At 72.0% G+C, this 13,414-nt stretch carries 13 protein-coding genes; 5 read left to right on the top strand and 8 right to left on the bottom strand.

The annotated features are described in order from the left end of the window. Positions 1-177: 177 nt before the first annotated feature. The 5 genes from SGFS_RS38915 to SGFS_RS38935 form a co-directional block, all read right to left on the bottom strand. A complete protein-coding gene (locus tag SGFS_RS38915; protein WP_434028124.1) occupies positions 178-1,440 on the bottom strand; it encodes an iron-containing redox enzyme family protein in 1,263 nt (420 codons plus the stop codon). Then, positions 1,362-1,577, bottom strand: coding sequence for a CDGSH iron-sulfur domain-containing protein (locus SGFS_RS38920; protein ID WP_286256911.1), 216 nt, complete (start codon positions 1,575-1,577; stop codon positions 1,362-1,364). The genes SGFS_RS38915 and SGFS_RS38920 overlap by 79 nt, the downstream gene beginning before the upstream one ends. After that, positions 1,561-2,244 (bottom strand): HemK2/MTQ2 family protein methyltransferase, encoded by a 684-nt coding sequence (locus SGFS_RS38925; protein ID WP_286256912.1) that lies wholly within the window; start codon positions 2,242-2,244, stop codon positions 1,561-1,563. Before SGFS_RS38925 ends, SGFS_RS38920 begins: the two co-directional genes overlap by 17 nt. A 239-nt stretch (positions 2,245-2,483) precedes the next feature. Then, entirely contained in the window at positions 2,484-2,840 is a 357-nt protein-coding gene (locus SGFS_RS38930; protein WP_434028125.1) for a DUF6479 family protein, read from the bottom strand. 67 nt (positions 2,841-2,907) lie between these two features. Next, on the bottom strand, positions 2,908-4,248 hold the full coding sequence (locus tag SGFS_RS38935) for a glycoside hydrolase family protein (protein ID WP_286256915.1): 1,341 nt from the start codon (positions 4,246-4,248) through the stop codon (positions 2,908-2,910). Between the two features lie 182 nt (positions 4,249-4,430). Between SGFS_RS38935 and SGFS_RS38940 the strand changes: the two genes are divergently transcribed. The 4 genes from SGFS_RS38940 (at position 4,431) to SGFS_RS38955 (ending at position 8,847) form a co-directional block, all read left to right on the top strand. Continuing rightward, entirely contained in the window at positions 4,431-5,450 is a 1,020-nt protein-coding gene (locus SGFS_RS38940; RefSeq protein ID WP_286256916.1) for a LacI family DNA-binding transcriptional regulator, read from the top strand. Between the two features lie 121 nt (positions 5,451-5,571). After that, positions 5,572-6,915: an ABC transporter substrate-binding protein gene (locus SGFS_RS38945; RefSeq protein WP_286256917.1), complete on the top strand. Its 1,344-nt coding sequence runs from the start codon at positions 5,572-5,574 to the stop codon at positions 6,913-6,915. Positions 6,916-6,979: 64 nt separating this feature from the next. Next, a complete protein-coding gene (locus tag SGFS_RS38950; protein ID WP_286256918.1) occupies positions 6,980-7,987 on the top strand; it encodes a carbohydrate ABC transporter permease in 1,008 nt (335 codons plus the stop codon). 2 nt (positions 7,988-7,989) lie between these two features. Next, on the top strand, positions 7,990-8,847 hold the full coding sequence (locus tag SGFS_RS38955) for a carbohydrate ABC transporter permease (RefSeq protein ID WP_286256919.1): 858 nt from the start codon (positions 7,990-7,992) through the stop codon (positions 8,845-8,847). A 127-nt stretch (positions 8,848-8,974) separates the two neighbouring features. Here SGFS_RS38955 and SGFS_RS38960 read toward each other — a convergent pair whose 3' ends face one another. The 3 genes from SGFS_RS38960 to SGFS_RS38970 all read right to left on the bottom strand — a co-directional run bounded on the left by SGFS_RS38960 (position 8,975) and on the right by SGFS_RS38970 (position 12,364). Continuing rightward, entirely contained in the window at positions 8,975-10,432 is a 1,458-nt protein-coding gene (locus SGFS_RS38960; RefSeq protein WP_434028126.1) for a tetratricopeptide repeat protein, read from the bottom strand. A 169-nt stretch (positions 10,433-10,601) separates the two neighbouring features. After that, positions 10,602-11,402 (bottom strand): cyclase family protein, encoded by an 801-nt coding sequence (locus SGFS_RS38965; RefSeq protein WP_286256921.1) that lies wholly within the window; start codon positions 11,400-11,402, stop codon positions 10,602-10,604. Beyond that, positions 11,399-12,364: a DMT family transporter gene (locus tag SGFS_RS38970; protein ID WP_286256922.1), complete on the bottom strand. Its 966-nt coding sequence runs from the start codon at positions 12,362-12,364 to the stop codon at positions 11,399-11,401. Before SGFS_RS38970 ends, SGFS_RS38965 begins: the two co-directional genes overlap by 4 nt. Positions 12,365-12,488: 124 nt before the next feature. On the opposite strand from SGFS_RS38970, the gene SGFS_RS38975 reads away from it, so the two are divergent. Then, positions 12,489-13,409 carry a LysR family transcriptional regulator gene (locus SGFS_RS38975; RefSeq protein ID WP_286256923.1) on the top strand — a complete coding sequence of 307 codons (921 nt, stop codon included), beginning with the start codon at positions 12,489-12,491 and terminating at the stop codon, positions 13,407-13,409. The last annotated feature ends 5 nt before the right edge of the window (positions 13,410-13,414 follow it).

Here is a 13,414-nt window from a genome sequence, read left to right on the forward strand (position 1 = left end):
AGTCTGCTGTCACTGCTGGGCGGCCGGGCAAGTCGCGCCGTTGCCACCGGCAGGGCGGTCCCGTGTGAGCCAGGCCACATGCCGGAGGTGCGTGGCGGGGTGAGGTCCAGTGCCTTTATCGCGCCACACGGGGTGCGGCGGCCGCGGCCACGTCGGTGCTGCTCATCACCTGGAACCTCATCCGCCACGGCCCGGCCGACCCCGGAGTCGGCGCCGGTCACCACCGCCTTGCGGCCCTTCAGCAGGCCGCTGCCCGCCGGGGGTGCTCGCGCGTGGGGCCTTCGGCCATGGTCGCTTCCCTTCTTCGTCGTCGCTCAGCGGGACACGCAGGGCGCTGCGCCGCTGCCGCCAGGCCTTGAGCAGTCGGGCGCCGAGCCGGTCCTCCAGGAAGCCGGTGGCGTGGACACCGAAGGCGACATCGGGTTCGAGGTGCGGCTCGCTCTGCAGGAGCCCACCGATCACCTCGCGCCGTACGACCTGCTCGTGCACGGCGTCCGCCTCCACGTGCTCGTCGTAGAACCGCTGCGCGGCAGCCCCCGCGCCGACCCGGCGCAGGGCCGCGGCCAGTCGGCGTGAGGCGGGGGAGGAGGTCACCTCCACGGTCGCGAAGTGCCCGACCAGGGCGCCGCGCAGGGCACGGTGCAGGCCGAACAGGGACATGAGGTTCACGGTGGCCAGCGCCTCGGCGGGGGCCGCTTCGAGATAGTGGCCGTACGCCGTCTCCAGCCCCAGATCGCGCATCAGGCCGGCGTAGAGGACGGCGTGGATCTCGTCCGCGCGTCCGGCACCGAACTCGTCGAACTCGACGGCGACCATGGCGGCCTTGGCCCGTCCGCGCAACCGGGGGATGACCCAGGCGTGCGGGTCCGCCTCCTTGAGGTGGTACAGCGAGCGCAGGGCCGCGTACTCCCTGAACTGCCAGAGTTCACCGTCGCGCCGCAGATGGTGGCTGACGCTGGTGTCGTCATGGCCGACGGGCTCCACCAGCAGCGCCGCCAGCGCCCGGCCGGCATCGCCGTGCGGCGGCACATCGCGGCGCAGCGCCCCGAGGAAACGCCGTTCCAGGGCGCGGCGGACGGCCAGCAGACCGGGGTCCCACTCGCGGTCGTCGGGCACGCCCTCGAAGCCCTGGTAGTGGAGTTCGTAGAGGAGGTACAGGGCGAGCTGAAGGTCGTCGCCGTACGGATCCGTGGCGTCCGGGAGGCGGGCACGCGGAGGTGCGTGGAGGAGCTGCTCGTCGAGGAACTGCTCGTCGTGGAAGTGTTCCTCGTGGCGTTGTCCGTCGAGGCGCTGTCCGTCGAGGAGCGCGGCGACGACGTGCGCGGACAACTCGCCGCGGGCGGCGGGCAGTCGCGGGCCGTTCACGACGGGTCCTCGCCGCGCGGGCCCCGGTCGCGGTGGCTGGTGTCGCACCAGGGGTAGGTACGGCTGCGGCGGCATGTGCAGACGGCGACCACGAAGCGCCGTGAGGTGACCACCGTGCCGTCGTCGCGGACCACCTCGACGGGGCCCTCGACGAGCAGGGGGCCGCCGGGATCGATCGTGACGCGGCGCGGGCGCTCAGATGCGCTGGGCACGGATGACCACCAGTTCCTCTCGGCCTTCGCCGTCGTCCACCAGGCCCTGGCGGACCAGCCACTCGTGCCGGGTGCGCAGCACCGGACCGTAGGGCACCACGGCGCGGTCGGTGACCGAGGCGCGCAGCCCGGCACACGCGAGCCGCCACAGCGTGGCCCGGATGCCGCACAGGCCTGAGTGCACGATCAGCAGGACGCCGCGCGGGCGCAGGAAGGCGGGCGCCGCGTCGCAGATCCGGTCCACAAACACCCGCCCGTCCTCGCCGGCCTCCCACTCCCGGGCCGGGCCGCGACGCGGCAGCCGAGCAGGCGACGGCACGTAGGGCGGATTGCTGACCACCAGGTCGTACGAGTGGCCCGACACCGCGTCGACGAGATCCCCGTGCCGGACCCGGACCCGCCGGCCGGCCAGCAGCGCGTTGACCCGTGCGGTCGCCACGGCCCGCCAGGAGATGTCGACGGCCGTCACCCTGGCGCCCAGACGCGCGGCCTGTACGGCGAGCGCGCCGCTGCCGGTACCGAGGTCCAGTACCTCGGTCGCTGAGCCGATGACCTCCCGGCCCAGGGCACGGATCAGCAGCCCGGTGTCCCACTGCGGTGTGTACACGCCGGGCGGGGTGAGGAAGAGCGGGGGCAGCGCGGGTGCCACCGTTTCCACCGTCGTCATGGGGGATCTCCGCTCGTCGGCTGTTCTGGTGGGAGGGTGGCCCGCGTCTCCCGGTCACCAGCTGTGGTGCAGCGCGTGTGGCCATTTGTCGCGAATGGTGGGAATTGCTCCCTGTGTCACCCCACTGGGTGCCCAGGAACCCGTGATCCACACACATCCCGACGGATGGAGACCGCTCCGCCCGGCCCCTCGCCCGTGCACCCGCTGGAAAGCGGGACATCCGACCTGCCGGAAACCGCTCAGGGAGCGCCCTGGCCGCCGCTGCCGAACGATCCGCCGGAGCCCCGCTTCCAGCGCGGCCGGGTCTGGTCCTCGCTGCGCTTGGTGCCGGAGGAGCCGAGGTCATGGGGGGTGAGGCCGTCGCCGGCGGCGGCGCGGGGCACCTCGTCCGGTTCCCGCATCTCCCGCTCCTCGTGGGCGGAGCCCGACCATGGCCGGGTGGGCTGCTCGGAGGGCCGGGGAGGCCGTTGTTCGCGCCTTCGTACCTGGGTGCCGAAACGTACGGCCCAGATGAGTACGCCGGTGACGACCAGACCGCCGATGAGGACGGCCAGCACACCGAACAGGGAACTCGACGCCGCCGCTTCGTAGGACATTGTTCGCATTGCCGCCGGGTGCCCCTGTCAGCCCCGCGCATCCCTCCGCCACGTCGCCCGACAGGGCTCAGGGGCCGGGCCAGATCGCCGAGGCGTCGTCGCGGTGGGGGTCCGGCAGCCGGATCGGGCGGGCCGGGATCGTACGGCTGTGCCCTTCGGCGACGGCTGTCCACGGGGCGGGGTGGCCGGTGTAGCTCAGCGTCGTGAGGACGAAGACGTCGTCGGCGTAGACCTCGACGTATTCGCCGATGGTGAGGATGCGCAGGGTGGCGGCGGGCGCGGCCAGGACGGTCTCGGCGAGCCTGGTGCCGTCGGGGCCGGTGATCCAGAGGTTCTTGCCGTCGCAGCCGACGGCGAGGGCGGGGCGGCTGCCGTCCGGGGTGTCGGTGCGCAGGGTGATCTCGACGGGGCCGGTGATGTCGATGTCACCGACCGCGTGCGGGGCGGCGCGGTCGGTCGCCTCGCCGAGCCAGGGGTCCAGACCGGGCCACCAGGCGAGCCGGGGAGCCGAACCCTCCTCCACGACAAGGGACTTGGGCTGGGCGAGCATGCCCCGGCAGCGTTCGCCGGTGTCGGTCAGGCCGACCTGACGGGGGGTGGTGTGCAGGACCACCCGGGAGCCGTCGGGCGCGGCGATGACGCGGGGGGCGTAGGAGCCGGTCGGGCCGAGCGGGCCGCGCCGGGTCCAGGGGCCCCTCAGCGTCGGTGCCGTCCACGACTCGAAGCCCCGGGTGGCGCCGATGGAGCCGAGCAGCAGCCAGGTGCCGTCGTCGAGGCGTTCCAGGACCGGGCACTCCAGCTCGTCCACGTCGCCGGGTGAGACGAGCGGCGGGTGGACGGTCCAGTGCTCCAGGTCGGTGGAGGTGGCCCAGGCCACGCAGCCGCCGACCTCGACCGGGAGCGAGGCGTCGCTGGCGCAGATCACCATCACCCAGCCGTCGGACTCGTCGTCGCGTACGACGAAGGGGTCACGCCAGCCCATCCGCTCGCCGGTGCGGTACCAGCGGGGGGCCGCCTCCACGACGGGTGACGTGCCGTGGCGCCGCCAGCCCGTGCCGTCCGTGCGGTCGGAGTGCGCGAGGCCGACGGACTGCAGCGGCCAGCCGCCCGGCGTCAGCCCGCTCACCCCGGTGTAGAACATCGCCATCCCGGCGCCGTGCCGGAACGGGTGCATGGTCCACACCGCCTGCTGGTCGAAGCGGCCGGGCAGGCCGACCCCGAAGGCGGTGCCCTGCGACTGCCAGTCGACGAGGTCGGTCGAGGTGGCCCGGCCGTAGGAGGTCTCCATCCGCAGGTGGTCGAACTCGGCCGTCCAGGGGCCCTGCAGGTGCAGCACCGCGTATGTGCCGTCCTCGTCCCGGAGCAGGGCGAAGTCGTTCACGCACAGGCCGGGCGGGGCGTATCGCATGCGCAGTTCCTGTCGGCTCCACAGCGCTCAAACGCATGCGCTGACCATCGATGAAAACGGAATCTCCTGAGAATCGGCCCAAGTAAATATGAACGCAAACGCTTGCGCAACAAGGTGGTCGGGTTTACGGTCACGTCACTCACAGATCACACCGACGTGAAATCAACGGGAGGAACCGACCCGTGACGGCCAGCATCAACGACGTCGCCCGCGCCGCCGGCGTCTCCGCGTCCACCGTGTCCCGCGCCCTGCGCGGCCGACCGGGCGTGTCCGACGGGGTGCGGGACCAGATCAGGGCCGTCGCCGACCGGCTCGGCTACACCGCCTCCCGCTCCGCCTCCAGCCTGGCCAGCGGCCGTACGCACACCATCGGTGTACTGGTCCCCTATGTGGGCCGCTGGTTCTTCGGCACCGTGCTCGACTCCGCCGAGAAGGTGCTCAGCGCCGCCGGGTACGACGTGCTGCTGTACAACCTGGGCTCGCCGGAGACACGCAAGCGCTTCTTCGCCAGGCTGCCGGTGCGCAAGCGCGTCGACGCGGTGCTGTCCCTCCTCATCCCCGACGACGACGAGTCCGCCGCGCTGCGCTCACTGGGGGTGCCGCTGGCCACCACGGTCGGCGGGGCCCGGCCCGGGTTCACCGTCGTCGGCATCGACGACCGGGCCGGCGCCGAGAGCGCCGTACGGCATCTGGTGAACCTCGGCCACCGCCGCATCGGCATGATCTCGGGGGCCAGCGGACCGCTGCACTGGACCACCCCCATCGAGCGTCGCAACGCCTACCTGGGCGTTCTGGCCGAGGCCGGGATCGAGCACGACCCGGCGCTGGAGGCGGACGGTGACTACACCGTCGAGGGCGGCGAGCGGGCCATGACGCGGTTGCTGGCCGTCTCCCGGCCGCCGACCGCCGTGTTCGCGCAGTCCGACGAGATGGCGATGGGCGCGCTGCGCGCCCTGCGCCGGCACCGGCTGAAGGTGCCGGACGATGTGTCGGTCGTCGGTTTCGACGACCACGAGCTGGCCGATGTGCTGGGCCTGACCACCGTCGCCCAGCCGGTCGCCGACCAGGGCGCGGAGGCCGCCCGGCTGCTGCTGAGCCAGTTGGACGAGCCCGGCGCCGAACCCCCGGGGCATGTCCGGATGCCCATCCGCCTCGTCCTGCGCGAGACCACCGCCCCACCCCGTCCGCGCGGACCGCAGTGACCCCCATCCCCTTGAGCCCCCATCCCCTTGAGCCCCACCCCATCCCCTTGAGCCCCACCACCCCCACGCCTCGACAGCACCCCCGCACCCCGAACCCTCGCCACGGCACGGAGGCACAACAATGAGCTCGACCAGCAGAAAGTACCGCCGCACAGCTTGTACGGGACTGGCTCTCGCCCTGCCCCTGGCTGCGCTGGCCGCCTGTGGCGGGGGCGGCGGCAGCGACGCCTCCGCGGAGGCGGGCAGCGGCAAGGGCACCATCAGCGTCTGGGCCCACCAGGGCCAGAAGAGCGAGGACGCCGCGCTGCAGGCCGCGGTGAAGTCGTTCAACTCCTCACAGAGCAAGATCAAGGTCGAGCTGAAGCTGCTGCCCGGCAACGACTACACCAAGACGATCACCGCGACCGACCCCTCCGAGCTGCCGGACGTCATGGAGTTCGACGGCCCGACCATGGCGAACTTCGTCTACAACAAGAAGCTCGCCCCGATCGACGACTACGTCTCCGCCAAGACGCTGGACAACGCCACCGACGCGAGCAAGTCCCAGGGCGAGATAGGCGGCAAGCACTACGGCCTCGGCATGTACGACTCCGGACTCGGCATCTACGGCAGCAAGAAGCTGCTGGACGCGGCCGGGGTGAAGTACCCGACGAGCGTGGACGACGCCTGGACGGCTGACGAGTTCACGGCCGCGCTCAAGGCGCTCAAGGCCAAGGACTCCGACGGCAAGACCCTCGACGTCCAGGAGGGCAACGGCTTCGCCACCGAGTGGGGCACCTACGGCTTCGCCCCCATCGTCTGGTCGGCCGGCGGCGCCCTGCTCAAGGACGGCAAGGCCGAGGGCGCCCTCGACTCGCCGAAGGCCGTGTCGGCCATGAAGACCTTCCAGTCCTGGAAGACGTACGTCGACCCCAACACCGACGGCAACGCCTTCGCCAAGGGCCGCGTGGCGCTCAGCTGGGTCGGCCACTGGATGTACCCCGCCTACAGCGAGGCCCTCGGCGACGACCTCGTCGTACTGCCACTGCCCGACTTCGGCAACGGCCCCAAGACCGGCCAGGGCTCGTGGGCCTGGGGCATCGGCGCCGACACCAAGAACGCCAAGGCCGCCGGCGCCTTCATGGACTACCTGCTGGGCGACACCAACGTCGCCGCGATGACGAAGGCCAACGGCGCCCCGCCCGCCACCAGGACGGCACTCGCCGCGAGCGACCTGTACAAGCAGGGCGGCCCGCTCCAGCTCTTCGCCGACCAGCTCGCGAAGCCCTGTGGCGACAGCGACATCACCTCCTCCTGCGTCGCCGTCACCCGCCCCGTGACCGCCGGATACCCCACCGTCACCGCGAAGTTCGGTGAGGCCCTCAACTCGATCTACGGCGGCACCGACCCCAAGAGCGCCCTGTCGAAGGCCGCCCGAGCCATCGACCAGGACTTCTCCGACAACGCCGGCTACGAGATCCCGTAGGACCCATTCGGCCGGGGCGGGCGCGGCGCACGCCACGCCCGCCCCGCCGGGAACAGGACCCCCCGTGACATCCGTGAAGCCCGCGTCCGCCGCGCCCGAAGCCCGGGAGAAGGCCCCACCCGTGACCTCCGCCAAGCCCGCGCGTCCGGCGCGCCCCGTGCGCCCCGTGCGCAGGAACCGCGACTGGCTGCACGGACTGCTCATGTCCACGCCCGCAGTCGCCGGCCTCATCGCCTTCGTCGGCATACCCTTCTGCTACGCCGTCGTCCTCTCCTTCTACAACGTGCGCCTCGGCTCCCCGCTGGAGCCCACCTTCTTCGGCCTGGAGCAGTACCGGCGGCTGTTCACCGACCCCGACCTGTCCGGCCCGTTCCTCAGGTCCCTGCTGAACAACCTGACCTTCGCCGTGGTCGTCGTACCCCTCCAGACCGGTCTCGCCCTGGGCCTCGCGATCCTGCTCAACCGCAAGCTCAAGGGGATCGGCCTGTTCCGCTCCTTCTTCTTCATGCCGGTCGTCTTCCCCATGGCCCTGGTCGCCGTGATCTGGCGCCTCATCCTCGCCCGCAGCGACCAGGGCATGCTCAACTCGGCGCTGGACGCGGTGAGTTTCGGCAACTGGGGCGCGTTCGACTGGCTCGGCGACGGGCTCACCGCCATGGCCTCGGTCATCGTGCTGTCGGTGTGGCAGGGCGTCGGCTTCCAGATGGTCATCCTCCTCGCCGGCCTCCAGCAGATCCCCGGCGAGCTCTACGAAGCCGCCGAACTCGACCGTGCCTCCCGCTGGCAGCAGTTCCGGCACGTCACCCTGCCCGGCATCCGCGGCACGCTCGTCTTCGTCGCCATGCTCACCTCGGTGCTCTCCTTCCGCGTCTTCGACCAGGTCTACGTCCTGATCCGCGGCGGCGGCCTCGACGAGGACGCCACCCGCACCGTGATGTACCAGGCGGTCACCACCGCCTTCGACCAGAACAACATCGGCCAGGCAGCGGCGATCACCGTCGTCTTCTTCCTGATCGTCGTCGCCCTGACCGTCGTCCAGCGCCGCGTCGTCCGGCCCGACAACGAGGACTGACCATGAGCACGAACACGGGCGGCCTGACCCGCACACCCATGCGCCGCTTCCTCGACTACGCCGTCCTGTCCGTCCTGGCCTTCGTCTTCGCGCTGCCCGCCATCTATCTGTTCATCGGCAGCCTCAAGCCGTCGGACGAAGTACTGGACGGCCTCTCCGGCTTCCTCCCCACGAACCTGTCCTTCGACAACTACACCGCCGTCCTCGACAGCCTGAACTCCGACAGCACCGGCTACTTCTGGCGCTTCATGGGCATCTCGCTGCTGCTGGCGTTCGTCGTCGTCACCGGCGGCCTGTTCGTCAACTCGATGGCGGCGTACGGGCTGTCACGCCTGAAGTGGCGGGGCCGCAACGCCGTCTTCACCCTCGTCCTGCTGCTGATGCTGATCCCGTTCGAGTCGGTGGCGGTCCCGCTCTTCTACCTGTTCAACGACCAGCGCAACACCCTGTTCATCCTGGCGCTCCCGTTCATCGCCAACGCCTTCTCGGTCTACCAGTTCCACACCTTCTTCCGCTCGATCCCGCCGAGCATCGAGGAAGCCGCCCGGCTGGACGGCGCGGGGCCCTGGCGCACCTTCTTCGCGATCATCGTCCCCATGTCGAAGCCGGCCTTCGCGTCCGTGGCGATCCTGACCTTCCTCACCCAGTGGGGTTCGTTCCTGTGGCCGGTCCTGATGGTCTCCGACCCGTCGGTCCGCCCGCTCCCGCTGGAGATGAGCGTCTTCCAGGCCCAACTGCCCCCGGACTACGGCCAGACCCTCGCCTTCGGCGTGCTCCTCGTCCTGCCCGTACTGATCGTCTTCGTCTTCTTCCAGCGGTGGTTCGTCCAGGGGGTGGCCAGCTCCGCGGTCAAGGGCTGAGGGTCACCGCGGCGGTTCCGGGGACCAGACAGGGACCGCCGATCCATGGATCAAACCTCCTCTCCCACCCCACTCAGCCGTCCGCCGCCCGGCCCGCGCGCCCCTGAACAGGCGCTGTCGGCCCCGGTCACGAGCGGCCCGTGAGGTAGGGGGTGTGTGTCTGCCGGTTCAGTCTGGCCGCCGCCGGGGCCGACAGTTCGGCGGCCGTGGCGCGGGACGCGGCCGCGCGGCCCGCCTGGCCCAGGGTGTCGGCCAGGCGGGAGTGGGCCAGCCAGTTGTAGGGGCTGTGCGGGCTCAGGCCGGTGCGTTCGCCGAGGAGGAGGCGGGTCAGGTCGGGGCGGGGCGCGCGCAGAGTCGACTCCAGCAGGGTGCGCTGGACGGCGTCCCGCTGGGCGTGGCTGCCGCCGAAGGTGTGGACCTCGCGGCGGATCGGCCAGAGGAGGTCCACCACGGTCGTGTGGTCGCCCTGGGCGTAGGCCAGGAGCGCCTCGCAGACGGGCAGGCCGACCTTGGCCGTCATGGTGTGGTTGGTGGTCCAGGGCCCGGTGGCCTCCGTCAGCCAGCGGCGGCGGTCGGCGATGAGCGCCTCCGCCTCCCGGAAGCGGCCCGCGCCCGCGTACGCCATCACCGCGTGGACGTCGTTGAAGGCGTAGAACGGCGGGTCCTGGCGGGCGGCCCACGCGTCGGCCAGCGGCTGCCAGCGGGCGTCCTGGTCCCGGTCGGCGAGGAGGAAACGCCACAACAGGGAGGCGGCGTCCAGCAGTTCCATGACGAAGCCGGTCGAGTCCTTGTGGTGGAGCACGGCGTCGTAGATCCGGGTGGCCGTGTCGGGGACGTCCGCCTCCAGGGCGTACAGGGCGTAGTGCCACCAGTTGTGCACGGTCAGCAGATTGCCGCTGGACCAGTCGTCGAGGCGGGCGTCGAGGAAGTCGACACCCTCGGCGAAGCGGCCCCGCATCTCGTGGACGTGCACCACCGCGTGGATCGACCACACGTCGTGGGGGTTCTGTTCGACGGCGGACAGCGCCATCTCCTGGGCGCGGTCGTAGTGCCCCGACTCCTCCAGGCCGAACGCGTACATGCCCATCAGCGGGCCGCGATGGGGCTCGTCGTCCGGCCAGGCGGGCAGGGCCCCGCCGATCCTGTCCCGCAGCAGCGTCGCGTCACCGGTGAAGAAGTCGAGCTGGTGGCCCACCGCCAGCGCCAGCGGGTCGCGGGGGCACTCCACGAGGAGTTCCGCCAGACGGCGGGAGGCGCCGCGCAGGTCCCCGTCGAGCCAGGCGCCCGCCGCCGCCATGTGCAGGCGTTCGCGGCGGGGGAGCGCGGTGTGGTCCAGGCCCGCGGCGAAGTCGGCGAAGGCGCGGCGTGCCTCGGCGGCGTCGCGTGCCTCGGTGCCGAGGACGCCCAGGTATGCCGCGAACGCCTGGGCCAGCGGTGAGGCCGGGGCGGCCGTGACGGCGTCCGTGACCGCGTCGGGCAGTTCGGGGCGGAAGAAGAGGAGGGCCTCCACGGCCCGGTCCAACCGCTCCGCCCCCTCGGCGGTGCACTCGTACAGGCGGTTGCCGTACCGGTCGGTCGTCACCATGGCAGCTCGTCTCCGGGGCGGGGTCGGGTCGTCCCCCTCATCCAAGCCACCGGCGCGCCGCGCGGTCCACCATGAACACGCGATGCTTCTCGGCACGCCCCCGTGCGCCCTGGCGGGCGCCCCGGGGGGCGAGTCGCGGGGGCGGCCGACTTTTCTCGCCCCCGCCGCCCTACCCGTCCCGCCCCACAGGGGCTCCGGCCCTGGGGCGGGTGGGTTCGTGCACGGCGAACACCCGGGCCGGGAAGCCCGAACCACCCTGCGGCTTCGGCCAGGTGGCGACGATCAGGGCGCCTGCCTCGGGGACCCGGTCGAGGTTCGTCAGGAGTTCCAGCTGCCAGCGGTCGCGGCGCAGGACGTACGCCTCCAGGCTGTGGTCGCCGGCGGAGACGGCGAGCCCCGGGTCGGTGTCGGACTGCTCGTGGCCGACGGCGGTGACACCCGCCTCCTCGAACAGATACCGCAGGACCTCGGCAGACCAGCCCGGTGTGTGGCCGACACCCGCCTCGTCGCGGTTGGCCATCGCCACCGGGTCGGGCCAGCGGCGGCTCCAGCCGGTGCGCAGGGCCACGAACGAACCGGACGGGACAGGGCCGTTGCGCCGCTCCCAGCTCGCCACGTCGTCCAGGGTGGGGGTGGCGTCGGGGTCCGTCCCGACCCGGGCGGCGATGTCGAGCACCACCAGCGGCAGGACCATCTCCTCGACCGGGATCCGGTCCAGAGTGCGGGCCCCGGCGACGAAGTGCGCGGGCGGGTCGACATGGGTGCCCCACTGGCCGACCAGGGTGTAGCGGTGCACCGTGAAACCGTCGCCCCGGTCGAGGTCGAAGGGCGTCTCGCGCCGCTCGTCGCCGAAGCCGGGGAAGTGCGGCTGCCCCGGCCGGAAGGCATGGGTGAGGTCCGTGAAGACCGCCTTCCCGGTCAGCGCGCGGTACGCCGACCACAGCCGGGGCTCGGGCACGATCGAGGTCACCGGGTGTTCTCCAGGAGGGGGCGCGGGGAGTCCTCCCGTACGGGCTCGGGGGTGGTCGCCTCCTTGGCGGTCACCGCCCCCTGCCTCCGGGTCAACCCCACACCCACCAGCACGACGGCCATCCCCAGCACCACCCGCATACTCAGGTCCTCGCCCAGCACGACCGCCCCCAGCAGCACGGACACCACCGGCAGCAGATAACCGACGACGGCGGCGTTGGTCGCGCCCTCGTCGTTGATGATCCGGTACGTGAGATGGAAGGTGATCGCCGTGCAGAAGACGCTGAGGACGACGGCCGCGACCACGACCGTGGGCCCGGGGTCGATCGACTCCAGGCCGCCGATCGGCATCGCGAGGGCGGTCAGTCCGCCGGCGGCGACGAGTTGGGCGGCGGAGAGCGAGATCGTGGGAGTGCCCCTGCGGACCAGGGTGCGGCCCATGTACGTGAACGCGACGGCGTAACTGGCGGCCGCGCCCAGGATCGCGAGGGCGCCCCAGCCGGTGGCCCCGGTCGTCTGCCAGGGCGCGAAGATGACGATCGTGCCGGTGAAGCCGAGCAGGAGACCCGCCAGCCGTACGGGCCGCAGCCCGCGCTCCGAGCCGAGGGCGAGACCGAGGGCGATCGACCAGAGCGGGGTGGTGGCGTTCAGGACGCCCGCGAGCCCGGAGTCGACGGTCTGCTGGCCCACGCTGAACAGGGCGAACGGCAGGGCGTTGCAGAAGAAGGCCGCGACGACGATGTGCCGCCAGACGGCGACGCCCCTCGGCATCCGGTGCCCCGTCGCGTAGCAGGCGACGACGAGGACGAGCGCGCCGAGGACACAGCGCGCGAACGTGACCTGGAGCGGGGAGAGCCCGCGCAGCGCCAGCTCGATCCAGAGGAAGGTCGAGCCCCACAGCAGGGCGAGCACGGCCACCCGTAATCCGCCCCACAGACTCCGCGTACCGCCGCTGTCGCTCATGGTGCCTCCCTCATTCATTCGTCCGGTGGTTCGGTGGTTGTTCTCGTCCCTGTCCTACGAAGGTGCCTCAGTCGAGCTTTGAGGACAAGCAAATGGTTCTACTCATACTGTTAAGCTCAGCTACATGCTTGATGTGAGGCGACTGCAGGTCCTGCGCGCGGTGGTCACCAGCGGCACGGTCACCGCCGCCGCGGCGCACCTGGGCTACACCCCGTCCGCCGTCAGCCAGCAGGTGGCGGCGCTGGAGAAACAGGCCGGTACGGCGCTGCTCGAACGGGTCGGCCGCGGGGTGCGCCCCACGGCGGCGGGGCTGCTGCTCACCGAGCACGCGGCGCTGATCAGCTCGGCGGTGGCCCAGGCGGAGACCGCGCTCGCCGACCTCCGCGCCGGACGCACCGGCCGGCTGTCGGTCCGCTACTTCGCCACGGCCGGCTCCACGCTGGTGGCGCCCGCCCTGGCCAGACTCCGCGCCGAGCATCCCGGCGTCCGCGTCGACCTCGAACTCACCGACCCGGAGGACCCGTTCCAGGAGGTGGCCAGGGGCCGGGCCGACCTCGCCGTGGTGGTCCAGGCACGGGACGGCGTCGGCGACGGCTTCCGGCTCGTCCACCTCCTCGACGACCCGTACGCGGCCGTACTGCCCCTCGGTCATCCGCTCGCCGCCAAGGCCGTGATCGACCTGCACGAGCTGTCCGGCGAGCAGTGGGTCGGCAGCGAGCCCCCCGGCCCCTGCCTCGAACCCGTCATCGACTCCTGCGCGGCGGCCGGCTTCAGCCCCGACTTCGTCATCCAGAGCGAGGACTACGCCACCGCCCAGGGCTTCGTCGCGGCCGGTCTCGGGGTCGGTCTGATGCCGCGGCTCGGGCTGCGGGGCCGGCACCCCGGCGTCGTCGTACGTCCGGTCCGCAACCCCGAGCCGGTCCGGGTGATCTCGGCCGCCGCACGGGTGACCGCCCTCGAACAACCCGCTCTGCGCGGCCTGTTGGACGCGCTGCGGGACGCGGCCGCCACGGCCGACCCGCCCGATGAGCCCCGGGCGGACTGACCCCG

The organism is Streptomyces graminofaciens (genome assembly GCF_030294945.1).
GTDB lineage: Bacteria > Actinomycetota > Actinomycetes > Streptomycetales > Streptomycetaceae > Streptomyces > Streptomyces graminofaciens.

Excerpts from the sequence above, each read along its gene's own strand:
- SGFS_RS38915 (WP_434028124.1), bottom strand. The coding sequence starts at position 1,440 with ATGCCGCCGCAGCCGTACCTACCCCTGGTGCGACACCAGCCACCGCGA.
- SGFS_RS38925 (WP_286256912.1), bottom strand. The coding sequence starts at position 2,244 with ATGACGACGGTGGAAACGGTGGCACCCGCGCTGCCCCCGCTCTTCCTC.
- SGFS_RS38930 (WP_434028125.1), bottom strand. The coding sequence starts at position 2,840 with ATGTCCTACGAAGCGGCGGCGTCGAGTTCCCTGTTCGGTGTGCTGGCC.
- SGFS_RS38935 (WP_286256915.1), bottom strand. The coding sequence starts at position 4,248 with ATGCGATACGCCCCGCCCGGCCTGTGCGTGAACGACTTCGCCCTGCTC.
- SGFS_RS38945 (WP_286256917.1), top strand. The coding sequence starts at position 5,572 with ATGAGCTCGACCAGCAGAAAGTACCGCCGCACAGCTTGTACGGGACTG.
- SGFS_RS38955 (WP_286256919.1), top strand. The coding sequence starts at position 7,990 with ATGAGCACGAACACGGGCGGCCTGACCCGCACACCCATGCGCCGCTTC.
- SGFS_RS38960 (WP_434028126.1), bottom strand. The coding sequence starts at position 10,432 with ATGGTGACGACCGACCGGTACGGCAACCGCCTGTACGAGTGCACCGCC.
- SGFS_RS38970 (WP_286256922.1), bottom strand. The coding sequence starts at position 12,364 with ATGAGCGACAGCGGCGGTACGCGGAGTCTGTGGGGCGGATTACGGGTG.
- SGFS_RS38975 (WP_286256923.1), top strand. The coding sequence starts at position 12,489 with ATGCTTGATGTGAGGCGACTGCAGGTCCTGCGCGCGGTGGTCACCAGC.